We start from the raw sequence: 23562 nt of genomic DNA on the forward strand, positions 1-23562 counted from the left end.
GATCGGGGCAACGGGGGGATGAACGGGGGTATGGGGCCGGGCTGTTCAGGTCTCGCTGTTGAGCGCCGCCGGCAGGTCAGCCCTCCGGCGTATGCCCAGTTTCCGGTAGGTGCTGGTCAGATGGGTCTCCACGGTACGCAGCGCCAGGTGCAGCAGTTCGGAGATCTCGGCGTTCGTCCGGCCGCCGGCGGCCAGGGCCGCGATGCGGCGTTCGCTCGCCGTCAGTGAACTCCGGCCCGTCAGGGAGGCGTTGGTACGGCGGGCGCCGCTGGCGCGCAGGGCCTGGTCCGCGTCGCCCGACAGCCGTACCGCGCCCAGCCGTTCGGCCGCCGCCGCGGCCTCCCTGAGCAGCGGGCGGGCCCGGCCCGGCTGTCCTGCGGCCGTGAGCTGGAGGCCGTGGGTGATGAGCGCGGGGATCAGCTCGGCCTCCGGCGAGGCGCCGCGCAGGGTGTCGACGGCCTCGGCGGTGAGTTCGAGACCGCGCCGGCCGCCGGTGGCCGCGCCCAGGACGCGCAGCGCGCGGCCCCTGACCCGGGGGGTGTTCCACACTGCGGCGTACCGGTACCCCTCCTCGGCGAGGGCGAGGGCCTCCTGTGGTTCGCCGAGGAGGAGATGGCACTCGGCGGCGGCCGAGCGCCACGGTGTGACGACGGGGCTCTCCACACCGCGGCCCAGCTGGCGCCTGCCGCACTCCCGGAAGTCGTCCAGGGCGCCCGCCGGATCGCCTGCGGTCGCGCGCAGCACACCGCGCGCGTAGAGGAAGCGGTTCAGCTCCCAACTGTCGTACGCGTCCTTGACGTTGACGTCCGTGGTGAGCCGTTCGGCCTCGGCGGGACGGCCGCACTCGACGAGCGCGAGGACGCGGTGGGCCAGGAAGTTGCTCGCTCCGGTACGGGGCGCGTCGCCGGGAGCCGGGATCTTGCCGGCGGTCTCCTCCAGCACCCACCGGTAGTGGCCGCGCGCCGCGGCGGTGTCCAGCCGTGTGTTGAGCAGCGCGCTGTGGACCGGGTGCAGCGCCGAAAGACGGTGCTCGGCCAGCCCGTTCCTGGTGATCCGCTCGGCGTCGTCCAGCGCGTCGGCCCACTGCGTCACGGTGGCGGCCGTACCCAGCAGATACGGCACCAGCAGCGGGTCCTCCGGGGCCGTCAGCAGCTCCTGGATCTGCCGCACGGCGGACTCGGCGGACAGTAGCCCGGCCGTCGCCTCGTACCGGACCAGCAGGGCGCGCAGGGCCGGACTGAGCTGCTCGGGGGAGCGCTCGGCGCTCTCGCGCAGCCGCGTGTAGACGGCCCGCCGGATCTCCCGGTCGTGGTCGGAGAAGAACGCGGACGCCGTCCTGACCGTACGGGCGAGGACGGGTTCCCCGTCCAGCGTGCCCAGTTCCCGCATGACGTCGAGCGCGGCGTGCGGCTCGCCCCTGCTGGTCAGGGCGCTGCCCAGGGCGACCGCGGCCAGCACCCGCTCCCTGGGCTCCTCCTGGAGGCGCAGCGCCTCGGCCAGCAGGGGTATTCCACCGGACCGTTCGGCGGGCCCTTCGGCGGCGAACTCCAGTTCGCCCAGGGCGGTGAGCGCGGCGGCCCGGCGCTCGCGCGGCAGCGGTTCGTCCAGCGCGCGGCGGAGATACTGCGCGGCGGCGCCGGTCCTGCGGGCCCTGGCCGCGTCGGCCGCCGCGTCGAGGAGGCCCTCGATGACGGACGCCGTACCGACGGGGGTGGTACGCAGCAGATGCGCGGCCACCGCCTCGGCCCCGTCGCCCCGGCGCCTGCGCAGTTCGGCCGCGCGGAGGTGCAGGGCCTGCCGCTGGGCGTGGGGCCAGCCGTCGAGGACCGCCGCGCGCAGCAGGGGGTGCGCGAAGCGCGGGGCGCCGGTGCCGGGGGCGCGGCGCAGCAGGCCGATCCGGATCATCGCGGTGACCCAGCCGCCGACGCGGGCGGGATCGGCCCGGGTGAGCTCGGCGAGGAAGTCGTCGTGGGCGGTGCCGGTACCCGGGTCGTCCTGGTCCAGGGGACGCGGGCGGGGGGCGGGCGCTCCGGGACCGCCGGAGGACCCGGACCCGGACTCGTACCCATACCCGGACCCAAACCCGGATCCGTACCCATACCCGGACCCGGATCCGTACTCCCCTCCGTCCTCCTCCGTGCCCTCCAGCTCCGCGAGCGCACGCGCCACCGAGGTGCTCCCCGGGCCGGTGCTCTCCAGCCACCACGCGACCGCCGCCACGAACGCCCCCGGATACAACTCGGCGCTCTTCTCCGGCAGTTGAGGCTCCGGGCCGACGCCGTCCGGGAAGACCGCCCGCAGATCGTCGAGCAGGGCACGCAGCAGCAGCGGGTTGCCGGCGCCCGCCCGTACACAGCCGTCCACCCAGGCGCCGGTGGTGTCCGTACCCAGGGAACCCCGGACCAGCTCCTCGGCGGCGCGCCGGCTCAGCGGGCCCACCGGGTGCACCCGGACCGCACCGGGCGGCAGGGAGTACGCGAGGCCCGGTGTCGGCGGGGCGATGTCGTACTGCCCGCGCTCGGTCACCACCATCAGCACCGGCATCCCGGCCATCCTGCGGGCGCCCTCGGTCAGCCAGCGCCGGGAGTCGGGGTCGGCGAGGTGCGCGTCGTCCACGGCGACCAGCAGGGGCGACTCGGCCGCGTGGTCGCACAGCAACTGCCACAGGCGGGCCGGGTAGCCGAGGTGGTGCGGGGTCTCCGGGGTGTCGTCGCCGGGGCCGCCGAGACCGGGCGGCGGGTCGAGGAGCTGCCGTACGAGGGCGAGCGGCACGCACGCGTTCTCGGCGGAGGCGTGGGCCCGCAGGACCCGCATGCCGAGCTTCGCGCCCAGCTCGGCGGCGGCCTCCAGCAGCGCGCTGCGGCCCGCACCGGTGGGCGCGCGGAACAGGACCAGCCGGCCGGATCCGCCCAGGGCGCGGTCGGCCTCCGCGACCAGCAGGTCCAACGCGGCCCCGCGTTCCAGGAGTTCGGCCGACGCGGGACCCATGACCGGGGCCGCCGACGGAGCCGGGGCCGCCGATGGAACCGGGGCCGCCGACGGGACCGGGACCGGCGACGGGACCGGGACCGGCGGGCGAACCGGCGGTGGGTTCGCCGGCTGACCCGGTGTCACGGTCACGGGGAACCTCCCGCCGATCTCGTGGTCGGTCTCGTGGTGGGCCACGGTTGTGGTCGTCCTATCGGGGAAGGGAGGGTGGGGAGTGCAGGAATGGGTTGTTCCGCTGAGGCAAGGACGTCAGGACGTATGGGCACGGTTCTCCGAACTCCGGTCAGAATCCCGGTTGAGATCCATGCCTCGGATCCGCTCTCCCACGACGGAGCGGTCAGCCAGCTCCGCCCGCAGTCCGAGATAGAGCTGGTCGACGAGGGCGCGGGCCGGCAGGGCACGGTCGCGGTCCTGCTCGCCGAGGGCCTGGACGAACCCACACTGTCGCGGCTGCGGCGGCTGACCCGTACCGACGGCACCAAGGCCGTCCTCGTCACCAGCCTGATCCGCGAGGCGGAGCTGCTCCAGGTGATCGAGTACGGCGTCGGCGCGATCGTCTGGCGGCGCGAGGCCACCGGCCACCGGCTGCTCCAAGCGGTCCTCGCGGCCTCCCGGGGCGACGGGGACCTGCCGGCCGACCTGCTGGGGCGGCTGATCGCCCAGGTCGGCACGTTGCAGCGCGGTACGACCGGCCTGTCGGGAGCCACGGCCTCCGGCTTGGCGCCGCGCGAGGTCGATGTGCTCCGGCTCGTGGCCGAGGGGATGGACACCGGGGAGATTGCCAGCAAACTGTCGTACTCCGAACGCACCGTCAAAAACGTTATGCACGGTCTAACGACCCGCCTGCAACTCCGCAACCGCGCCCATGCCGTGGCGTATGCCTTACGGGAAGGCTACATCTGATGGTCCGTACCTGAGTCAAGGGTCCTGAGGACAGCTCTGGGGAGACGCGGGGGCAGTGGTGTTGCCCCTTGATCGTCCCCCGGGTGCCTCGCCGGGTGGGCGCAGGGACGGCCATGATGGAGTGGGGCGCACCATGCCGAGGCGCCCGAGACCGGCTGGACCGCGGACGGTCCGGCGCCTGTGACGTACAGGCTGTTCGGTGACGGGTCGTCCGGTGACGGGCGGTCCGGTGACGAGCGGCGACAGTGAAGGGCAGCGCGACCGTGATCCACGATGTGGACGACATCCTCAAGGGGCTGCTCACCCGCGGCGCCTTCGCGGGGTCCGATGTCGAGGTCACCTTCGACGCCCCGACGCGCGACTGGGCGGCCAGGCGCAACGCCCCGACCATCGACGCGTATCTCTACGACATCCGCGAGGACACCAAGCGGCGCCAGCGCGGCAAGATGTCGCTCCGCGACGAGCAGGGAATCGTCCTCAAGCAGCAGCAGCCGCCGCGCTGGTTCCGGCTCTCGTATCTCGTCACCGCCTGGACCAAGCGTCCGCAGGACGAACACCGGCTGCTCACCGCCGTACTGCACACCCTGCTGCCCAAGGAGATCCTCCCGCAGGAGGACCTGACCGGCCCCCTCGCCGAACTCGGCCTCTCCATCCCGATGTCCGTCGCCGGGGTGCACACCGAGGCGCGCTCGCTCGCGGACATCTGGTCCGCGCTCGGCGGCGAACTCAAACCCTCGCTCGACGTGGCGATCACCGCGCCCTTCCTGGCCTCCCCCGAGTACCTGGTCGGTCCGCCGGTCACGGAAGGACTCGGCGTTCAGGTACGGGGGGCGGACGGCACGCCCGACGACAGCCGCACGCGGTTCCTCAGCCCGGAGATCATCAACATCCACAAGGAAGACCTGGCGAAGAAGTACGCGAAGAAGTACCTGAAGAAGCGCGGCACGCCAGGAACGGCCCAGGAGCGGCAGAAGTGACCGACCCCGCCTCTCCGCTGCTCGAACGGCTCGCGGCGCTGCGCGGCCGTGTGGCGTCGCTGGTCGAGGACCGCAGCGCCACCGACCCGACGGCCGCCGACCCGATGCGCGGGATGTATCTGACGGACGACGCGGTACGGCACCTGCTGTTCGGGGGGCCGAGGGGCGCGCACACCTCCGAGGCGGAGACCTCTGAACCGGAGAAGCCGGACGAGGCGCACGAGACTCAGGAGCCGGACGAGGCGCACGAGACCCGGGAGCCGGAGAAGCCGGACGAGGCGCACGAGACCCGGGAGCCGGAGGAGCCCGACGAGGCGGACGAGGCTCAGGATCCCGACGACCGCCTCCACTGGCTCGCCCACTGGCTGGGCCTCGGCCCGCTCGACACCCAGATCCTGCTGGTCGCGCTCGCGCCCGACCTGGACCGTACCTTCGAGTCGCTGTACGGCTATCTCAACGACGACGTCACCCGCCGCCGGGCGACCGTCGCGCTCGCGCTCGAACTCTGCGGGGTGCCCACGCACTCCGCCTTCGGACGCTCCCGCTTCCAGCCGTACGCGCGGCTGCTCGCGCACGGGCTGATCGAGGTGGAGGAGCCCGAACGCCCCTTCCTCAGCCGCTCCTTGCGCGTTCCCGACCGGGTCGTGGCGCATCTGCTGGGCGACGACACCCCGGACCCGGCGCTCGACGGGACCGTACGTCCGCTCCCGTACGCGCGGAGCGCGGGCACCGCGTTCGGCGGCGATCCGCTGGTACGGCGGCTGGCCGAGCGGCTGTCGGGGCGCCCGCTCACCGTCTACCTGCGCGAACACCGCGACGGCGACGGGCTCGCCTGCGCCATCGCAGCCCTGGGCGCGGCCGGTATCGAGGCCCTGCATCTCACGCCGGGGGGACACCCGGCGGACCAGCCGGGGGACCACGGGCCCGGCGAGCACGCGCCGGTGGAACGGACCACGGGGGAGCGCCTCCCGTACCGCGAACTGCTCCGCGAGGCGCGGCTGACCGGCCGCGCGATCGTGGTGACCTCGCTGCCCGAGCGGCCGGAGAAGCTGGTCAGGGCGCTGGCGGTGAACGACGTCCCGGTGCTCCTCGTCGACCAGCGCCCGTACGACCCGCAGTGGTGCGACGGCGGGCGCGACCCGCTCGTACTGGAGGCGCCCCGGCGGCGGGCCGGCGATCTCGACGCCTGGCGGGCGGCGCTCGGCCCCGAGGAGCCGGGGTTCGACCTGGCGCCGGTCGTCGCCGCGTACCGGTTCGGGCCCGGCGGGATCGACCGCGCGTCCCGCGCGGCGCTGGAGCTCGCCGCGTTCGACGGTACGGAGCTGACCGCCGCGCATCTGCGGCTCGCGGCCCGGCAGCAGTCCGCGTCGGGCCTTGAGCGGCACGCCCGCCGTATCCGGCCCGACGTCGGCTGGAACGACCTCGTCCTGCCCAAGGGCCCCATGTCGCAGCTGCGGGAGCTGGTCAGGCGCGCCCAGCACCGCGACCGGGTGCTCGGCGACTGGCGGCTGAGCGCGGGCGGCGGGCGCGGGCGGGGTGTGGTGGGGCTGTTCGCGGGCGATTCCGGTACCGGGAAGACGCTCTCCGCCGAGGTGGTCGCGGGCGAACTCGGCCTGGATCTCTACGTCGTACAGCTTCCGTCCATCGTGGACAAGTACGTCGGTGAGACGGAGAAGAACCTGGAGCGGATCTTCACCGAGGCCGACCGTACGGACGCGATCCTGCTCTTCGACGAGGCGGACGCGGTCTTCGGCAAGCGCTCGGAGGTCAGCAGCTCCAACGACCGCCACGCGAACATGGAGAGTGCCTATCTCCTCCAGCGCCTGGAGTCGTTCGACGGGATCGCCCTGCTGACCACCAATCTGCGCTCCAACATCGACGACGCCTTCACGCGCCGGCTGGACCTGGTGGTCGACTTCCCCTTCCCCGACGAGGCCCAGCGCCTCGCGCTCTGGCGGCACAGCCTCACCCATGTCCCGTGCGCCGACGGCCTCGATCCGGCGCCCTGCGCCCGGGACTTCGAGCTGGCGGGCGGGTCGATCCGCAGCGCGGTCGTCACGGCCGCGTACGCGGCGGCGGACAGGGGCGACGGCGTCACGGCGGCGGACCTGCTGGCCGGTGCCCAGCGCGAGTACCGCAAGGCGGGCCGGCTGGTGCTGGACGACGCGACCTGGTAGCGACGCGCGTCCTGGCGGATGACGTGCGTGCCGGCGGACGACGTGCGCGCCGGCGGACGCGGTGCTACGGCCGGACCCCGGCCGTAGCACCGCACCGGTCTGCGGCACCGGCGCCGGGAGCCAGTCCTTGGCCGTCACGGTGCCCGGCTTGTCACCGCCGTTGATCCAGCCCATCGTCAGCTTGGCGAGCGTCGGCTCGTCGATCACCCCGGTCTTGTCGGCCCCGAACTGGCCCTGGTACTCCTTGATCCTGCTGGTGAGGGGCGCGGTCAGGACGTCCTTGTCCTGGACGTGGTCCCGCACATACCTGATATTGGACTTCGTGTAGGCGATCGTCATCCTCAGGTCGGCGTCGTCGATCTCGAACTGGGTGCCCCAGAGCAGGGCGTTCCGAATCCACGGCACCTCGGGGCTGGGCTCGCCCTCCTTCAGCGGCACCGTCTTCACCGCGCCGAAGTGGGCCGTGATGAGCGCGGTCATCGTGGTACGGCCCAGGTTTCCGTAGCCGTCCATCTTGCCCATCTGGCTCCAGTCGCCGTAGGCATTGTCGCTGCCCTCCTGGAAGCACTTCAGGGCGTCCGCGGTCGCCTTGTCCAGCTTGCCCACCGAGTGCGCGGCGGTCAGCTTGCAGCCGCCCGCCCCCTCGACCAGCCGCACCTGGGCGAACTGCACGAAGAGGTTCGGCGGGTCCTCCCCGGTGATGGGCAGCGGGCCCTTGGCGACCTTCTCCTCCTCCTTTTCCTCCTTCTCCTCCTCCTCCTCCTTCTTCTCCTCGCCGCCGCCGCCTCCTCCGCCGCCGTCCGCGCTGTCCCCCGGGCTGTCGTCGGCCTTGGGCAGTTCGGGGGCCACCTCGGTCGCGGGCTTCTCGGCCGGCAGCTCCGGGGCCTTCTCCGGCGGCTCCTCCGGCAGCGCGGTCGCCCCCACCTTCTGGATGCTCGGCTGCGCGAGGGTGCGGACCGGCGCCTTGTAGGTGAACCAGAGCACGAGGCCGGTGATGGTGAGCGCGAGCACCAGACTCAACGTGGTCATCAGCCAGAACGGCATCACGCTGCGCTGTACGTACGTCCCGCTCACCATCAGGGGTTCGGTCCCCGAGCGCCGTATCGCCATCTCGTACGGCCGCTGCTGCTTCTGCCCCGCCCAGGTGATCTGCCGGGGCTTGAGGGTCGCGTCCACGAAGGCGGCGCGGCCGGGGGCGATCTGGACGTTCGAGGGGACGACCTCGTACGACAGCTGGTCGCCGTTGTCGCCGCCGCTGATCGACGCGGTGAACGGGGTGTTGCCCAGGTTGTCGACGGCCAGCTTGGGGCGGCCCCGGAAGCGTCCCTTGACGGTGTGCGGGACCAGCTCGGCCCGTATTTCCGTGAACGCGGTGAAGGTGACGTTCCCCTCGGTGACCGTGGCCGCCTCGGGGTGCTCGGTGGGCAGGATGCGCACACCGAACGGATGCGGACCCGCGGTCGCGTCAGGCGTACGGGGCGGGGCGACCGTCAGCTCCACGACTCCGGTGGTGCCGGGGAAGAGCCTGATGGACGGTGGCTCCACCGTGACGTACGGCGCGATGTCGCCGACGGCCTCGAAGCGGTACTCATCGACGACGTCGCCGGTGTTGCGCAGACGCAGTCGTACGGTGGTGCTGCTGCCCGGGTCGACGGTGGTCGAGGCGGGCTCCAGAGATGTCCAGGTGGTCACCCGACGGACGTTACTGTCCACCGCGGAGGCGACGGCAGAAGCGGCAGGGTACCGCCGCTGCCCGAAAGTTGGCGCGCGATGCCCTCGAACCCCCGCGCGCAAACGCCTGGTTGCCGCCGGACCGCGACCGCATCGCGGTGCGGGGAGAGGCGCGGTCGGCCCGGCGGCGCGGGAGTTGCCCCCGGGGACATATTCCGTGCCCTTGATCATGTACCTGAGGACGTTTACCCGGGCACCCTTGGCGCGGGAGGGTAAGTCTGGTCTTGTCTTGTACCCCGAGGAGAGCAGAGCATGCCGTCTTACCTGTCGCCGGGCGTATACGTGGAAGAGGTGGCCAGCGGCTCTCGTCCGATCGAGGGAGTCGGCACCTCGGTCGCCGCTTTCGTCGGGCTGGCGCCCGAAGGCCCTCTGAACGAGCCGACGCTGGTCACCAACTGGACCCAGTACGTCGCGTCCTTCGGTGAGTTCACCGACGGGTACTTCCTGGCTCACTCGGTGTACGGCTTCTTCAACAACGGCGGTTCCGCCGCCTATGTCGTCCGGGTGGGCGGCTCGCGTGGCGGAGTGACGGGCGCGCCGGGCGAAGGCGCCGACTCGCTCAACGGGCAGCGCGGCCGGTCGGCCGTCGCCGGTGGCGCCGCGGGTCCCGCCGCGCTGACGGCCGGTGAGCCCCAGACCCTCGGTACGTTCAAGGTCTCGGCCATCGCGCCGGGCGAGGGCGGCCCGCTCAGCGTCGAGGTCGCGGACGCCGAGGGCGAAGGCCCCGCCGAGCGCTTCCGGCTGATCGTCAAGGACGGCCCGAAGGCCGTGGAGAGCTTCGACGTCTCGGCGAAGAAGAGCGCCCGCAACTACGTGGTCACGCAGGTCAAGGAACGCTCCAAGCTGATCTCCGTGCAGGAGGCGGTCGCGGCGTCGCAGCTCGCCCGCCCCGACAACCAGACGGTCGCGCTCGCCGTTCCCACCGCCGCTCAGACCCCCGCGGTCCCGGACGCGGTGGAGACCGAGTCGGTCGGCATCGCCGAGTACCTGGGCGACTCCTCGGACCGTACGGGCTTCGGCGGTCTCGAAGCGGTCGACGAGATCTCGATGGTCGCCGTCCCCGACCTGATGGCCGCCTACCAGCGCGGCGCGATCGACCTGGAGGCCGTGAAGGCCGTCCAGCTCGGTCTGATCGCGCACTGCGAACTCATGGGCGACCGGCTGGCGATCATCGACCCGCCGCCCGGCCTCAACGCCCGGCAGGTCCGGGTCTGGCGCCAGGAGACGTCCAACTACGACTCCAAGTACGCCGCGCTCTACTACCCCTGGATCAAGGTCTTCGACCCGGCGGGCGGCCAGACCCGGCTGATCCCGCCGAGCGGTCACATCGCCGGCATCTGGGCCCGTAACGACTCCGAGCGCGGTGTGCACAAGGCTCCCGCCAACGAGGTCGTGCGCGGCGCCGTCGACCTGGAGATGCAGATCACCCGGGGCGAGCAGGACCTGCTCAACCCGATCGGCGTCAACTGCATCCGCACCTTCCCCGGCCGCGGTATCCGCGTCTGGGGTGCGCGCACCCTCTCCTCCGACCCGGCCTGGCGCTACCTCAACGTCCGCAGGTACTTCAACTACCTGGAGGAGTCGATCCTCAACGGCACGCAGTGGGTCGTGTTCGAGCCCAACGACCAGGCGCTGTGGGCCCGGATCAGGCGCAACATCTCCGCGTTCCTGGTGACGGAGTGGCGCAGCGGCGCGCTCTTCGGCGCCACGCCGGAGGACGCCTACTACGTGAAGTGTGACGCCGAGACCAACCCGACGGAGTCGGTGGACCTGGGCCGGGTCATCTGCCAGATCGGCGTCTCGCCGGTCAAGCCCGCCGAGTTCGTGATCTTCCGGCTGGCTCAGTTCTCCGGCGGCGCCGGTGAGCTGGAGGAGTAGGACCGGCCGGTCCACGTCCTCCCGCACACCCCCGACTCGCATCTGATCTCACGTACAGGCACGGGCCCCGCGGGCCCCGGCATCAGTGGAAGGAACGGCTTTCATGACTCTCTCGCAGGGCGATACCCTAACTACCCATAACTTCGGCCTCCAGATCGACGGCGTCATGGTCGAGTACCTCCACGCCGTGGGCGAGGTGGGGATGGAGCAGGACGTCATCGAGTACCAGCAGGTCTCGGCGAACGGCCAGCCGATCACCAAGAAGATGCCCGGCATCAAGAAGGCCGGCGAGACGACCGTGACGCGCGGTATGGAGCAGTCCGCCGCCTTCACCGAGTGGATCGCCGCCTCGCTCCGTGGCGACATGGGCTCGGCGCGCAAGAACGCGAGCATCATCTACATGGACTACCAGTTCAACCCGGTCCGCCGCCAGCACCTGCGCAACGCCTGGTGCTCCAAGGTGATGGGCGCCGGCGCGACGGCGGGCGAGGCCTCCGTCATGACCGAGACCGTCACGATCGTCTACGAAGAGCTGGTCACCGAGTAATGCGCCGCGGACCTTCGAGGCCCGCCGCCGACGCCGCTGCCGCCACCTCCGCGTTCGCGGACGTGGCGGCCCCGGCCGTCGTACCGGCGGAAGCACCCCCCGTACGGCAGGAGTTGCGGACCGAGTTCGCGTTCGAGCTGCCGCGCGGATACGTGGACGACATGGGAACCGTGCATCGCGAGGGCGTGATGCGTCTGGCGACCGCCCGGGACGAGCTGATCCCGCTGCGGGACATGCGGGTGCAGGAGAATCCCGCGTATCTCTCGGTGGTGCTGCTCGGCCGGGTCATCACCCAGCTGGGCACCGTGGCCCATATGCACGACGGCGTGGTGGAGAACATGTTCGCCTCCGACCTCGCCTTTCTGCAGGACTTCTACCGGCAGGTCAACGCCGAGGGCCACACCAGGGCCGGCGTGTCCTGCCCGCACTGCGAGCAGCCGTTCGAGGTCGAGCTCGGCGGGAGCCGCCTGGGGGAATCGTGACGTACGCGACCGACCGGATCCATGAGGAGATCGCGTACATCGCCTACCACTTCCACTGGAACCTGGAGAGCATCCTGGACCTCGAACACCGTGAGCGGCGGCGATATGCCGAACAGATCGCCACATTGGTGACGCGTGCTGCGACGGAGCGGTGATGGGGATATTCGACCGGCTCAAGGGCCGGGGCCGGGGCGGGAATCAGAGCCGGAGCCAGAGCGTGGCTGGGGGCGGGGACGGTACGGTACCGGGCTCCGCCCCTGAGGCGTCCGCCGGTACGGGCTCTGGTGTTGGTGCGGGTGCGGGTGCGGGTGCCGCTGCCGGTGTTTCCGGTGGCGGCGGGCGCGCGTGGGCCACTCTGCCGCCGATCCAGCGAGCGGTGCGGGCGCCGGGGCGGCAGACGGTCGCGACCGCCGACTTCGCGGGTTCGCTGAACACCTGGCAGAACCACTCCTTCTCCGGGTCGCTCTCGCACGCCGTTCTGGACAGCGCTCCGACCGGTGTCATCAAGGACGCGCTGTCGCCCGCCGTGGGGTCCAGGGCGGGCGGCCTCGGCGGGGCCAGGCTCTCCCTGCCGGTCGCTGTCGTCGACGACGGTGACGGAGGTCCCGGTGCCGGTGCCGGTTCCGGTTCCGGCGGCCGGGGGTATGCTCCGGTGCCGTCGGTCCAGCGTGCCCAGGGCCCGCGGGTCGCTCCCGTACGGCCGTCCGCGCCTAGCCCGGCGCGACCGGCGCTGACGCGGTCCGCCGCTCCGAACTCGGTGCGGCCCAGGGTGCTTCCGGCGGTGGCGCCGCGCAAGGCGGCGTTGGTGCCTGCGCCTGCGGCGAAGGCTGCGCCTGTCTCGTCGTCCTCTTCTTCTTCCCCGTCCTCCTCTTCGCCCTCCACCCCGCCTCCCTCCGCGACGCCCTCGGCCGCCACTTCTGTGCAGCGCTCCGAGGGCGACCAGGACGGCCCTCGCGGAGGCTCCGCGAGGATCGAGCCGCAGGGTCCCCGACGGCCGGGTCCGGGTTCGGGTTCGGGTCCGGGTTTGGTTCCGGGGCCGACGGGCACGGCCAAGATCTCCGTGGACCGGACTCCGACCCCGCTGACCCCGCCGACTCCGTCGGCTCCTCCGGCTCGGGCCTCCGCGCTCCCCGTGCAGCGACGTGAGGCGAGCGCACCGGCGGCAGCACCCGGCGGGGCGTCCTCCCCGGGGAGCGGACCGACCGGCACCACGCCACCCCGTCGCCCGCTGCTCGGGCCTCCCCTGGCGGGGCCGGTGGCTCCGCCCACTCCGTCGGCATCACCGGCACAGCGCCCTCGTGACGTCGCCGGTCCTGTCGTACGGCCGTCCGCGCAAGGACCGGCGACGCCCGCGGCTTCGCCCCCGGGGTCGACTGCGGGCACCTCCGTGGGCCAAGTGCCGCCGGTACGGCCGACCTTGGCGGCGGGCTCGTCCGCGTCCGCACCGGCCACGGGTTCCGCCGGTCGGGCGCGTGCGTCCAGCGGCGGCCGGAGCGGTGGAACGCCCTCCGTGCAGAGGGCACTGGCAGCCGGTCCTGGAGCTGCCGCGCCCCGGGCCGGAAGGCTGGGGACGGGCACCTCCGGAACAGGCGCTGCCGGAACAGGTGCTTCCGGAGCCGGGGCTTCTGCGACCGGTACGTCCGGAGCGGGTACGTCCGGAGCCGGTACGTCCGGGACCCGGCCGGCCGTTCGGCCGAGGCTGGGCGCTCCGCTGAGTGGGCCTGTCGGCGGTCCGGCGGCGGCCCACGTTGGCCAGGCGGCGCAGGTCGGCCAGGCGGCGCAGCCGCCGGTGCACCGCGCGCCCGGTACCGCGACCCCGGGTGGCACAACCCCCGTACAGCGTTCAACGGCGGCCGGTGGGCCGCCGAGCACCCCGGCGCCTCCGTCCGTACGGCCGCCCGCACGGCCCGCTCAGGGGCCCGCCGCGCCCGTTGCCGGTCCCGCACCGGCGTTGCCCGTGCAGCGGCACATCGCCTCTGGCGGCGCGCCGTCGAGTGGGAGCCGCCCGCCGGGCGTTGGGTCCGGCTCGGCTCCCCGATCCGGTTCGGCCACTGGCTCCGGCTCGGCCCCTGGTGCCGGTACGCGCCCGACCGGCGCGGCGCCGAGGCCCGTCACCCCCGCTGGGCCGCCCGTCGCTCCGCCGCGTGTGAACTCCGCGGTGGTCGCCGACTCCACCGCGGGGAAGACCGGCGGCGCGCTGCCGGTGCCGAAGCTTTCCCGTGGTTCTGATGCCGCTCCGCCGGTGCAGCGGCTCGCCGCACCCGGAGCCGGTGACTCCTCGGCACCGACGACTCCGGCTGCGGTTCGCCGTCCCGGTCCGACGTCTACCGCTCCGGCGCCAATCGGGCCGGCAGTTTCCGGTCCGGTGGTTGCCGGAGGTGCGCCGGTGTCGAGTGCTCCTGTGCGGCGGCCGGGTGGTTCCGGTGGCGGCGCTACCGGGGCTGCTCCGACCGGTTCGGTTGGTGCGTCGCCGGTGCAGCGGGCTTCGTTGCCGACCGCGTCGGTACGGCGGCCGGAGACCGATTCTGTGCGGTCGGTTCCCGAGGCCGGTGCTGTGGCCCGCGAGGCGGTGCGGCCCGTGGTGAGTGACGCGTCGTCAGGGTTGGTTCCAGGTCGTTCGGTTGGCGCGCTGCCGGTACAGCGGGCGTCATCGCCGACCGCGTCGGTACGGCAGTCGCCGGAGACCGCTCCTGTCGTCCCTTCGGTGGGTGCCGCGCGATCGGTGCCCGTAGACGGTGCCGCTCCCGCACCCAGGACCACGCCCGGTTCCGTACCCGGCTCCACGCCTGGTGCCGCGGCCGGAAAGCCGGTGCGGCCCGTGGTCAACAACGTGTCCGGACCGGGCCGTTCGGCCCGTGCTCTGCCGGTGCAGCGGGCGTCTTCCGACCGGACACCGCCCCGTACGTCGCCCCAACTGCTCGCTCCCGTCTCCGCCCCCGTCTCCGCTTCTGCCTCCACTTCCGCATCCGCTCAGGCCCCCGTGGCCCCGACGAACACCGCACCCTCGGTGTCGGTGTCGGTGTCGGTGTCGGTGTCGCGGTCGCGGTCGTGGCCGGTGCCGGCCGCCCCGCTGGTGGGTTCCTCGCGGCCGGTCACGGCTGCCGGGTTCACCCCGCCGTCTCCGTCGCGGGCGGGCCGGCAGCCCGCGCGGTCCGCCGCGGCCCCCGTGGCTCCCCGGCACAACGCTCCGGCCGCCGCGCCGCGTCCCCTCGCCGCCCCGGCGGCCGGTGCCGCTCCCCTCGCCATGCAGCGGGCCGCCGTTCCCGGGGCGCCTGCGCTCCCGGGTGTGCGCGGCGCCGTGAAGTCCGCACCGCCCGCACCGTCCGTACAGCCTCCGGCTCCCGCGCCTTCGGGGAGGAGCATCCCAAGTGCTGTTCGCCTGCGCCGCGTTGGGGCCTCTGCCGCCACTGCCACTGCCACGGTCGCTACCGCCGGCGCTCCTCGGCATGCCGTACAGCGTTCCGCGTTGTCATCGTCATCGCCGTCGTCGGCGCCCTCCGCGGCCGTCCGTCCCCCCGCGCCCAGGGCTCCCCGCTCCGTGGAGGCTCCGGCCCCCGTGGCCTCCGCGCCCGTTCAACTCGGCAACGAAGGACACCGGTTCAACGGCGTGGCGGAAGCCTTCCCCGTCATTCAGCGCGCTGTGTCGGCGTCCGCGCCCGTGTCGGCACCGCCCGCCCCGAGCGGGCTCGCCCGTATGCCGGTGAGGGGTGCCTTGAGCGACTCCGGCACCTCCGACGCCTTCAGCCCCCTCGCGAAGCCCGTCGTCTCCCTCGCGCCCGCCCGGTCCGCTCCCGCCATAGCGCTTCCCGTACAGCGGGCGCCCGCGAACCCGGCCGCGCTGCCCACTCCTTCCCGGGCCCTGACCCCGGCTCCGGCCCCCGCCCGGGTGACCGCGCCGCTCCGCGGCACGTCCGTCGCGGTGCAGCGGAAGGGCGGTGGCCGCAGTGGCACCAGAGGCTCCGGCGGGAGCGCCCCGCTGCCGACGGGCAACTCCTCGGGCGGGGGCCACTCGGTCCCGCGCCCGCGCTCCGTGACCAGCCAGTTCAGACCCCGCGAGCTCCAGGAGGACCAGATGACCGAGCTGGTCCACCGGCTGGTCGGGCCGCTGACCCGGCTGCTCCGCACCGAGCTGCGGCTCGACCGCGAGCGGATCGGCAAACTGCGCGACCCCCGCCACTGACCGGACCGGCCGGCCCGCGATCCGCACCACCCCGACCCACCGCACGTGGAACCGTAGGAAGGCGCCACTCCGATGTCCCAGCAACTCGACGCAGGCTCCACCATCTTCTTCAACCTCACCATCGACGGTGAGAGCCTGGGCACCTTCAACGGCTGCGAAGGGCTCTCCTCGCAGGTCGAGATCGAGCAGCGGCAGGAGGGCGGCAACAACGGATTCGTCTGGCAGCTGCCCACCCGTGTCACCTTCTCCAACATCACGCTGACCCGGCCCCTCACCGAGGACACCGGGAAGGTGGCGGAGTGGATCTCCTCCGTGACGACCGGGGTGACCCGGCCCACCGGGCAGATCGCCGCGCTGCGCGCCGACGGCTCGATGGTCGCCCAGTGGGGGCTGATCGATGTGCTGCCGGTGAGCTGGCGCGGTCCTTCCTTCGACCCGTCGAGCCCCTCCGTGGCGACCGAGGTCCTGGAGATCGCCCACCACGGGTTCACGGACGCGGGGGTGGCGTAGCCGATGAGTATCAGCAGCTTCGGCGGCTTCGGCGTGGGCGACAGCCTGGTGAAGGCGACGCTCGCCATCTATCAGCCGCCGATCGGCAGCAGCACCTCCCCGGGTGCGCTGATGAAGACGTTCAACTTCGACTTCAACCCGTCCCAGATGTCGCTGACCCGCAGGGCTCAGTGGAAGACCACACCCACCGCCGCGGTGCGCGACGGTGCCGTCCCGGAGTTCATGGGGCCCGAGCCCCGGGAGATGTCGGTGGAGATCTTCCTCGACCGCTCCGACGACCCGGACAGCAACGATGTGCGCAAGAACGTGGAATCCCTCTTCGCCTGCTGCGAGACGACCACCGCCAGCCTCGCGGCGAACCAGCCCTCGACCCCGTGGGTGGTCTTCGAGTGGGGCGCCTTCTCCACGGCACGCTTCAACGCGTACGTCAGTTCCGTGGAAGCCTCGTACACCCTCTTCAACACCAACGGGATGCCGATCCGCGCCACCTGCCAGGTGACCCTGCACGAGATCCCGGGCAGTGTGCACGGCCAGAACCCCACCTCCGGCGCGCTCACCTCCAGCCGGGTGCACCGGGTCGTGGCGGGCGACTCGCTCCAGTTCCTCGCCTGGCGCGAGTACGGGGACGCCACCGTGTGGCGCACGATCGCCGAGGCCAACGACATCGACGACCCGAAAGTGCTGACGCCCGGCATGGAACTCATGCTTCCCGCCGCCGAAGAGGTCGGCGCCTGATGTCCGACATCGGTTTCTCCAACATCCTCACGGTGAAGATCGCCGGCATGAAGCTCAAGTCGCCGGAGGACAAGAAGCTGGTGGGGGGCTGGGTCGACTTCGGCGCGGGGGTGCCCGGCGCGTTCCAGCTCACCTTCCGTGACGAGAAGAGGGACATCCTCGCCAAGCTGAACGTCAAGATCGGCGTGCCCGTGGTCATCGCACCCCTCTCGGACGGCAAGGGCACGCCGCTGATCACCGGTGAGGTCACCGCGCTGGAGACCGACTACGACCGCACCGGTACGTTCACCGTCATCCGTGGCTACGACAAGGGCCACCGGATGCTCCGGCAGCGCAGGGTCGCGGCGTACAAGAACAAGACGGCCACCGAGATCGCCGTCGAACTGGCCCGCAAGAGCGGCATTCCGGTGGGCAAGACCCAACGGACCAAGGGGCAGTACGACTTCATCAGCCAGGCCAATGTCACCGACTGGGACTTCGTCCAGCGGCTCGCGGACGAGAACGAGATGGTGATGTCCATCAACTCGTTGGGCAAATTCCAGTTCGTCAAGCGGCAGCGGGCGGCCCTGGCGCCCCCGGAGAGCATGCCGAGCGAGAAGAGCGCGCTCATCCTGAAGGGCGGCGAGGAGATCACGCGCTGCCGCGCGGCCGTCACCTCGGCCGACCAGGTCACCGCCGTCGAGGCGCGCGGCTGGAACGTCACCACCAAGCAGCCCCTCGTCTCCAAGGCGCCCGCCCTGGACAACTCGGGCTTCGCCATCGGTACGACGCCGGCCGAGGTGTCCGCCATGTTCGGCAAGGCCGAACTCGTCGAGACCGAGACGCCGTACGACAAGCTGGACGAGGTCAAGCACGCGGCCGACGCCCTGGCGGACGATGTGACCGCCTCCTTCGCCGAGGTGGAGGTCACGGCGCGCGGCAACACCGAGCTGCGTCCCGGGATCGCCGTCACCCTCAAGGAGGTGGGCAAGCCGTTCCAGGGCAAGTACACGATCACGGCCGCTCGTCACACCTTCGGCGACCAGGAGCACTACCAGACGTTCCTGAACGTCAGCGGGCGTCAGTGGCGTTCGCTGTACGGGCTCACCTCCGGCGGCGCCGGCGCGGGCGCGGCGAGGATGCCGAGCGTCGCCAACGCCCTGGTCACCGACATCAAGGACCCGCTGAAGCAGGGCAGGGTCAAGCTGAAGTTCCCGTGGCTGGACGACACGTACGTCAGCGACTGGACCCGTACCGTCCAGTTCGGCGGGGCCAAGGGCGGCAGCATGATCTCCCCGGACGTGCAGGACGAGGTGCTGGTGGCGTTCGACCGGGGCGCCCTGGACCACCCGTACGTCATCGGCGGCCTCTACAACGGCGTCGACAAGCCGGACCGCAACGATGTGCCGGTGTACGAGGGAACCCGCGGCAAGGTCACCCGGCGCACCCTGTCCGACCGCAGCAACAACCGTATCGACCTGCTCGACCAGAGCGTCGGCCGGAAGCGCGGGGTGCGGCTGTCCACCGGCGACAACCGGCTCACCATCAATCTGGACCGGACGAAGACCGAGATCGTCGTCGACAGCAAGGGCAAGGTGTCCATCCGGGGGACCGAGGCCGTGGCCATCCGCGCTGGCGGCAATCTCTCGCTGTACGCGGGGGGCACCCTGACGATCGGCAGCGGCGGACCGATGAACATCAACGCGGCCAGCGCGCTCTCCGTGAAGACGGGCGGCCTCACCTCCGTGACCTCCGGCGGGGCGCTCAGCATGATGGCCGGCGCGGCCATGTCGCTCACCGCGGGGGTCTCCCTCCAGATGACCGCGGCCATCAACATCGGCCTGCAGGCGGTCAACGTCAAGTCCATCGGCGCCCTGACCTCCAACGGTAAGTTGGTAATCTGATGGCGGAACAATTCGTTGGCTCCGGATGGGCCTTTCCACTGCGCATCAGCCCCACCGGCGGGATCGCCATGGTCAGCGGGGACCGCGAGGTCGAGGAGGCCATCAGGCTCGTCCTGTCCACCGCACCCGGTGAGCGCCCGATGCGCCCCGAATTCGGCTGCGCCATCCACGACATGGTCTTCGCCCCCGTCAACGAGGCCACCGCGGGCCGTATCCAGCACGAGGTGCACAGCTGCCTGGACCGCTGGGAACCGCGCATCGAGGTGGACGAGGTGGTGGTGTCCGCCGGCGCGGAACAGGGCGTCCTCTTCATCGACGTCCGCTACTCGATCAGGGGCACCAACAACCCGCGCAGCCTGGTCTTCCCGTTCTACGTGATCCCCTCCCACGACGGACCCGAGGGGTCCGGCACGTCCGACGAGCACTTTGGAAGCGACCGCTGATGGCCCTCCCCTCCCCGAACCTCGACGACCGGCGCTTCCAGCAGTTCGTCGACGACGCCAAGCGTTATATCCAGCAGCGCGCCCCCGAATGGACCGATCACAACGTCTCCGACCCGGGTGTGACCCTCGTCGAGACGGTCGCCCACATGGCCGACCAGATCGTGTACCGGCTCAACCGGGTGCCCGAGAAGAACCACCTCGCGTTCCTGGACCTCATCGGGATCACACTCTTCCCGCCCTCCGCCGCGCGCGCCGACGTCACGTTCTGGCTCTCGGCGCCGCAGGAGCAGCCCGTGGTGCTGGCGACGGGCACCGAGGTCGCCACCGCCCGTACCCAGACCGAGGACGCGGTGGTCTTCGCCACTGAGCGTGAACTCACCGTCATACCGTGCGAGTTGACGAATCTCGTGGTCCATCGGGCCGCCGAGGAGGCGGTCGACCGCACCTCGGACCTCGCCGAGTCCAAGGACGTGCACTGCTTCACCGAGGCACCGCGCCCCGGCGACCGCATGCTGTTCGGGCTCAGCGCCGCCGTACCGGAGTGTGTGGTCGTCCTGGAGCTGGACAGTCAGGTGGACGGTGTCGGTGTCGACCCCAGGCAGCCGCCGCTGACCTGGGAGGCGTGGACGCCCGACGGCTGGGTCGGCTGCGAGGTCGAACGGGACACCACCGGCGGCCTCAACCGCCCCGGCGAGGTCGTGCTGCACGTCCCCGCCGGCCACGCGCTCTCCCGCGCCGGGCGGCGCGAGGCGGGCTGGCTGCGCTGTGTGGTCACCGAGCCGGCCCAGGACCAGCCGTTCTACACCACCTCGCCCACCATCCGCTCCGCCGAGGCGTTCAGCATCGGTGGCACCACCGGCGTGGTGCACGCCGAGACCGTGCGGGACGAGGCGCTGGGGGAGTCCACCGGGCTGCCCGGGCACCGGCTGCGGCTGGCCAACAGCCCCGTCGTCGGCGGCCCCGAGCCGCTGCTCCTCCAGGTCGCCGAGCGCGACGGCTGGATCGACTGGGCGACCGTCGGCCACTTCGCGGGCTCCGGCCCCACCGACCGCCACATCACCCTGGACGCGGCCACCGGCGAGATCGCCTTCGGCCCGTCCGTACGCGAACCGGACGGCACCCTGCGCCAGTACGGTGCCGTACCGCCCAAGGGCGCGCCCATCCGGGCCCGCCGCTACCGTACGGGCGGCGGAAAGGCGGGCAATGTCGCCCGGGGCGCCATCCAGGTGCTGCGCGACTCCATCCCGTACGTCTCCGATGTCGTCAACCGTGAGGCCGCGCGCGGCGGGGTCGACGGCGAGACCGTCGAGGAGGCGAAGCGCAGGGCGCCCATCGCGCTGAGCGCGCAGGACCGTGCCGTCACCCTGCGGGACTACGAGGAGCTCGCGCGGCGCGCGGCGCCCGAGACCGCGCGGATCACCTGCCTTGAGGCCGAGCCGGACGAGCACGGCGCGCACGGTGTACGGGTGCTGGTCGTCCCGCAGGCCGTCTCCGACCCGGGCGGGCGGCTGCGCTTCGAGCAACTCGTCCCGGGCGACGCCCTGTTGGGCCGTATCACCCGGTTCCTCGACGAACGGCGCCTGATCGGGACCCGGTTGGCCGTAGGGCCGCCGTTCTACCAGGGTGTGACGGTCGTCGCGACCGTGCACGCCTTCCGCGGCACCGACACCGACCGGGTCAGGCGGCAGGCGCACGACGCCCTGTACCGCCATCTCGACCCGCTGACCGGGGGAGCGCACGGCACGGGCTGGCCCTTCGGCCGCCCGGTGCAGGCCGGCGAGGTCTTCGCCGTACTGCAACGGGTGCCCGGCGTCGAGCTGGTGGACGAGGTGCTGCTGCACCCCGCCGACCCGCTCAGCGGCAAGCGCGGCGACCCCACGGAGCGGATCGATCTCCAGCCCCCCGCGCTGGTCTTCTCGTTCGACCACCGTGTCCGGGTGATCGGGGACGCGTCATGAGTACGAGCGCCGAAGGGCGCGCGGGAGCCGGCGGGAGCGCGGGCGCGGACGGGAGCGCGAGCCGGAGCGCGCGCGGCTCCATCGACGGACTCGGCTCCTCGGCCCCGCTGGGCGTGATGCTTCCGGCGGTGTTCGCCGACGACGACCTCGCCCAGCGCTTCGTCGCGGGTCTCGACGAGGTCCTCGCGCCGCTCCACAACGTGCTCGACTGCCTGGACGCCTACTTCACGCCGTCGCTCGCGCCCGCGGACTTCACCCGCTGGCTCGGCGACTGGGTGGGCGCGGAGACCGAGGGGCCCGATCCCGCCGGCCCCGACCTCAGCAAGAACCTGCCCACCACACCGGGCACCGGCCACCACCAGGACACCGAGGCGACGGTCGCGCTGCGCGCCGCGGTGACCGCCGCCGTACGGCTGCACCGCATCCGCGGCACCCGGCACGGACTGTCCGAGGCGGTACGGCTCGCCTTCGGTGTGGAGCCGGAGATCACCGAGAGCGGCGCGGCCACCTGGGACGCCAGGCCCCTGGGCCCGGTCCCCGGCGAGGGCCGCCCGCGCCTGCACGTCACCGTACGGCTGCCGGATCCGGGCCCCGCCGCCGAACACCGGCTGGATCGCCTCGTAGCGGCAGCTCGCCCCGCCCATATGCCTTACACGGTCCAGGTGACCGTAGCCGAAAGGACTTCCGACAGGTGACCAGTCAGCAGGCTTCCCCCTCCACACCACCCGCCTCCGCGGCCGGTGGCGGGGGGAACAAGGCGCGTCACTGCGCCGAGTGCGGTACGCGGCCGACCCCGGGGCAGTCCTTCTGCGACGGCTGCGGCGCGGTACTGAGCTGGACCCCGGACACCCCGGACACCCCGGACACGCGGGAACGGGGTGCGAGTACGCCGGCACAGGCGGACGGGGATGCCGGGAGCGCGGATCCGGTGCGCGAGCCCGCGCGCGAACCGGCACACGAGCCCGTACGCGAGCCGGTGCGCGAGCCGGTGCGCGAGCCCGTACGCGCCGATTCGCCCGAGCCCGAGCCGGAGCCGGAGCTCGAAGAGGCCGACACTCTCCCCTCGTTCCCGCCGGTCACCGTCGCCGACGCGGCGGCTGCTTCCTCGGCCGCCGCTGCGGCAGCTCCTCCCGCCGCGCCCGCGCCCGTGTCCCCGGCCGCGCACACGCCCGCGCACACGCCCGCGCACACGCCGACGCCTCCGGCCGCGTCCTCGGACGCGGACGCGAGCGCGCGGGCCAGGGCGCTGCTCGTACCGGTCGCCGACCAGCGCGCCGCCGCACCACCGGCACCGGACGTCGCCCCGGTCCTGCCCGGCATGCCCGCCGCGGCCCGCCCCCGCGTCCAGGCCCCCGTCGAACCGGCCGACGAGACCGGCCCGCCGTGCCCCTGGTGCCAGGTCGGCAACCGCCCCGACCGGCACTTCTGCCGGCGCTGCGGCATGTCCCTCGCGGACCGCCCCGGCGTTCCCGAGGCCCGGCTCCCGTGGTGGCGCCGGCTGTGGCACTTCGGCGATGGACCGGTGCCGTGGGCGGGCGACCGCCCGAGGCTGCGCCGGGGGATCGGCCGTATCTTCACCTGGATCGCGTACGGCCTCGCGCTCGTACTGGTGATCTACGCGGCGTTCAACGTGGGTACGGCGTGGAACGCGGCGCGCGACCACTTCGCGAAGCGGGCCCAGGTCAGCCCGGATACCTACGCGGCGTCCCGCTCCTTCGGCAACCACCCGCCGAAGCTGCTCTTCGACAAGGTCAACAACAGCTGGTGGGGCCCCGGTATCTCGGGCAACGCCGAGGGCGAGTGGGTCGAGGCGCGCTTCGAGGAGCCCGTCCGGCTGCTGGACATCCTCATCACGTCCGGCATCTCCACCAAGGCGCCCGACCTCTCCGAGGCCGCGCTGCCGCACCGTATGGACGCGATCGTCACCACGTCCGACGGCAAGAAGGCCACGCGCCACATCAAGCTCGACCAGGTGAGCGGTCCCCAGCGGCGGAAGTTCCGGGCGGCGAACGTCATCAGCGTCCGGTTCGTGATCCGTTCGGCGTTCAACGTGGGCGAGGACAAGCAGGTCTCGATAGCCGAGATCGAGTTCTTCACCCGCGCCACGACCAGCGGCACGTAGTACCCGGAGACACCCGGCCCGCCTCCCCAACAGACCTCACCGGAGGGC

Annotated in this window: 20 protein-coding genes and 1 pseudogene; 17 read left to right on the forward strand and 4 right to left on the reverse strand. The window is 72.4% G+C overall.

Going from position 1 to position 23562, the window contains the following annotated elements; all coding sequences use genetic code 11:
- Positions 1-45 precede the first annotated feature (45 nt).
- Positions 46-2988, reverse strand: a complete 2943-nt coding sequence (locus AB0389_RS14060) for a LuxR C-terminal-related transcriptional regulator (RefSeq protein ID WP_366395631.1) — start codon at positions 2986-2988, stop codon at positions 46-48.
- A 258-nt stretch (positions 2989-3246) separates the two neighbouring features.
- Here AB0389_RS14060 and AB0389_RS14065 point away from each other — a divergent pair, with 258 nt between their 5' ends.
- The 5 genes from AB0389_RS14065 (at position 3247) to AB0389_RS14085 (ending at position 8015) form a co-directional block, all read left to right on the forward strand.
- A complete protein-coding gene (locus AB0389_RS14065) occupies positions 3247-3891 on the forward strand; it encodes a response regulator transcription factor (RefSeq protein WP_366395632.1) in 645 nt (214 codons plus the stop codon).
- 263 nt (positions 3892-4154) lie between these two features.
- A complete protein-coding gene (locus tag AB0389_RS14070) occupies positions 4155-4868 on the forward strand; it encodes a DUF4255 domain-containing protein (RefSeq protein WP_366395633.1) in 714 nt (237 codons plus the stop codon).
- Positions 4865-7045, forward strand: a complete 2181-nt coding sequence (locus AB0389_RS14075) for an AAA family ATPase (RefSeq protein WP_366395634.1) — start codon at positions 4865-4867, stop codon at positions 7043-7045. Before AB0389_RS14070 ends, AB0389_RS14075 begins: the two co-directional genes overlap by 4 nt.
- 370 nt (positions 7046-7415) lie before the next feature.
- The gene (locus tag AB0389_RS14080; protein ID WP_366395635.1) at positions 7416-7550 is read left to right on the forward strand and encodes a hypothetical protein; all 135 of its coding nucleotides are present in this window, start codon (positions 7416-7418) and stop codon (positions 7548-7550) included.
- An 84-nt stretch (positions 7551-7634) separates the two neighbouring features.
- Positions 7635-8015, forward strand: coding sequence for a hypothetical protein (locus AB0389_RS14085; protein WP_366395636.1), 381 nt, complete (start codon positions 7635-7637; stop codon positions 8013-8015).
- On the opposite strand, the pseudogene AB0389_RS14090 reads toward AB0389_RS14085, so the two are convergent.
- Positions 7988-8737: pseudogene (locus AB0389_RS14090) on the reverse strand (hypothetical protein); the annotation flags it as partial. The gene AB0389_RS14085 and the pseudogene AB0389_RS14090 overlap by 28 nt on opposite strands.
- A gap of 291 nt (positions 8738-9028) precedes the next feature.
- Between AB0389_RS14090 and AB0389_RS14095 the strand changes: the two are divergent.
- The 4 genes from AB0389_RS14095 to AB0389_RS14110 all read left to right on the forward strand — a co-directional run bounded on the left by AB0389_RS14095 (position 9029) and on the right by AB0389_RS14110 (position 11838).
- Positions 9029-10654, forward strand: a complete 1626-nt coding sequence (locus tag AB0389_RS14095; protein ID WP_366395637.1) for a phage tail sheath subtilisin-like domain-containing protein — start codon at positions 9029-9031, stop codon at positions 10652-10654.
- A gap of 103 nt (positions 10655-10757) precedes the next feature.
- On the forward strand, positions 10758-11201 hold the full coding sequence (locus tag AB0389_RS14100; protein WP_366395638.1) for a phage tail protein: 444 nt from the start codon (positions 10758-10760) through the stop codon (positions 11199-11201).
- Positions 11201-11683, forward strand: a complete 483-nt coding sequence (locus tag AB0389_RS14105; protein WP_366395639.1) for a hypothetical protein — start codon at positions 11201-11203, stop codon at positions 11681-11683. The genes AB0389_RS14100 and AB0389_RS14105 overlap by 1 nt, the downstream gene beginning before the upstream one ends.
- Complete coding sequence (locus tag AB0389_RS14110; protein ID WP_366395640.1) at positions 11680-11838, forward strand: DUF6760 family protein; 159 nt, start codon at positions 11680-11682, stop codon at positions 11836-11838. The genes AB0389_RS14105 and AB0389_RS14110 overlap by 4 nt, the downstream gene beginning before the upstream one ends.
- Positions 11839-11881: 43 nt before the next feature.
- On the opposite strand, the gene AB0389_RS14115 is transcribed toward AB0389_RS14110, so the two are convergent.
- Complete coding sequence (locus AB0389_RS14115; RefSeq protein WP_366395641.1) at positions 11882-12565, reverse strand: hypothetical protein; 684 nt, start codon at positions 12563-12565, stop codon at positions 11882-11884.
- 2088 nt (positions 12566-14653) lie between these two features.
- Positions 14654-14794, reverse strand: coding sequence for a hypothetical protein (locus tag AB0389_RS14120; RefSeq protein WP_366395642.1), 141 nt, complete (start codon positions 14792-14794; stop codon positions 14654-14656).
- Positions 14795-15395: 601 nt separating this feature from the next.
- Here AB0389_RS14120 and AB0389_RS14125 point away from each other — a divergent pair.
- The 8 genes from AB0389_RS14125 to AB0389_RS14160 all read left to right on the forward strand — a co-directional run bounded on the left by AB0389_RS14125 (position 15396) and on the right by AB0389_RS14160 (position 23514).
- Positions 15396-15863: a hypothetical protein gene (locus AB0389_RS14125; RefSeq protein WP_366395643.1), complete on the forward strand. Its 468-nt coding sequence runs from the start codon at positions 15396-15398 to the stop codon at positions 15861-15863.
- 72 nt (positions 15864-15935) lie between these two features.
- A complete protein-coding gene (locus AB0389_RS14130) occupies positions 15936-16373 on the forward strand; it encodes a phage tail protein (protein ID WP_366395644.1) in 438 nt (145 codons plus the stop codon).
- A 3-nt stretch (positions 16374-16376) separates the two neighbouring features.
- Positions 16377-17108: a LysM peptidoglycan-binding domain-containing protein gene (locus AB0389_RS14135; protein ID WP_366395645.1), complete on the forward strand. Its 732-nt coding sequence runs from the start codon at positions 16377-16379 to the stop codon at positions 17106-17108.
- Entirely contained in the window at positions 17108-18991 is a 1884-nt protein-coding gene (locus AB0389_RS14140) for a VgrG-related protein (protein ID WP_366395646.1), read from the forward strand. The genes AB0389_RS14135 and AB0389_RS14140 overlap by 1 nt, the downstream gene beginning before the upstream one ends.
- The gene (locus AB0389_RS14145) at positions 18991-19434 is read left to right on the forward strand and encodes a GPW/gp25 family protein (RefSeq protein WP_366395647.1); all 444 of its coding nucleotides are present in this window, start codon (positions 18991-18993) and stop codon (positions 19432-19434) included. The genes AB0389_RS14140 and AB0389_RS14145 overlap by 1 nt, the downstream gene beginning before the upstream one ends.
- Positions 19434-21392 (forward strand): putative baseplate assembly protein, encoded by a 1959-nt coding sequence (locus AB0389_RS14150; protein ID WP_366395648.1) that lies wholly within the window; start codon positions 19434-19436, stop codon positions 21390-21392. The genes AB0389_RS14145 and AB0389_RS14150 overlap by 1 nt, the downstream gene beginning before the upstream one ends.
- A gap of 116 nt (positions 21393-21508) precedes the next feature.
- Entirely contained in the window at positions 21509-22087 is a 579-nt protein-coding gene (locus AB0389_RS14155) for a phage tail protein (RefSeq protein ID WP_366395753.1), read from the forward strand.
- Positions 22084-23514, forward strand: a complete 1431-nt coding sequence (locus tag AB0389_RS14160) for a zinc ribbon domain-containing protein (RefSeq protein WP_366395649.1) — start codon at positions 22084-22086, stop codon at positions 23512-23514. Before AB0389_RS14155 ends, AB0389_RS14160 begins: the two co-directional genes overlap by 4 nt.
- Positions 23515-23562: the final 48 nt, after the last annotated feature.

This window comes from Streptomyces sp. NPDC093109 (genome assembly GCF_040701725.1).
In the GTDB taxonomy this organism is placed as follows: domain Bacteria; phylum Actinomycetota; class Actinomycetes; order Streptomycetales; family Streptomycetaceae; genus Streptomyces.

Coding starts and splice junctions, on each gene's coding strand:
- AB0389_RS14060 (WP_366395631.1), bottom strand. CDS start 2,988: ATGGGTCCCGCGTCGGCCGAACTCCTGGAACGCGGGGCCGCGTTGGAC.
- AB0389_RS14065 (WP_366395632.1), top strand. CDS start 3,247: ATGGGCACGGTTCTCCGAACTCCGGTCAGAATCCCGGTTGAGATCCAT.
- AB0389_RS14095 (WP_366395637.1), top strand. CDS start 9,029: ATGCCGTCTTACCTGTCGCCGGGCGTATACGTGGAAGAGGTGGCCAGC.
- AB0389_RS14100 (WP_366395638.1), top strand. CDS start 10,758: ATGACTCTCTCGCAGGGCGATACCCTAACTACCCATAACTTCGGCCTC.
- AB0389_RS14105 (WP_366395639.1), top strand. CDS start 11,201: ATGCGCCGCGGACCTTCGAGGCCCGCCGCCGACGCCGCTGCCGCCACC.
- AB0389_RS14130 (WP_366395644.1), top strand. CDS start 15,936: ATGTCCCAGCAACTCGACGCAGGCTCCACCATCTTCTTCAACCTCACC.
- AB0389_RS14135 (WP_366395645.1), top strand. CDS start 16,377: ATGAGTATCAGCAGCTTCGGCGGCTTCGGCGTGGGCGACAGCCTGGTG.
- AB0389_RS14140 (WP_366395646.1), top strand. CDS start 17,108: ATGTCCGACATCGGTTTCTCCAACATCCTCACGGTGAAGATCGCCGGC.
- AB0389_RS14145 (WP_366395647.1), top strand. CDS start 18,991: ATGGCGGAACAATTCGTTGGCTCCGGATGGGCCTTTCCACTGCGCATC.
- AB0389_RS14150 (WP_366395648.1), top strand. CDS start 19,434: ATGGCCCTCCCCTCCCCGAACCTCGACGACCGGCGCTTCCAGCAGTTC.
- AB0389_RS14155 (WP_366395753.1), top strand. CDS start 21,509: ATGCTTCCGGCGGTGTTCGCCGACGACGACCTCGCCCAGCGCTTCGTC.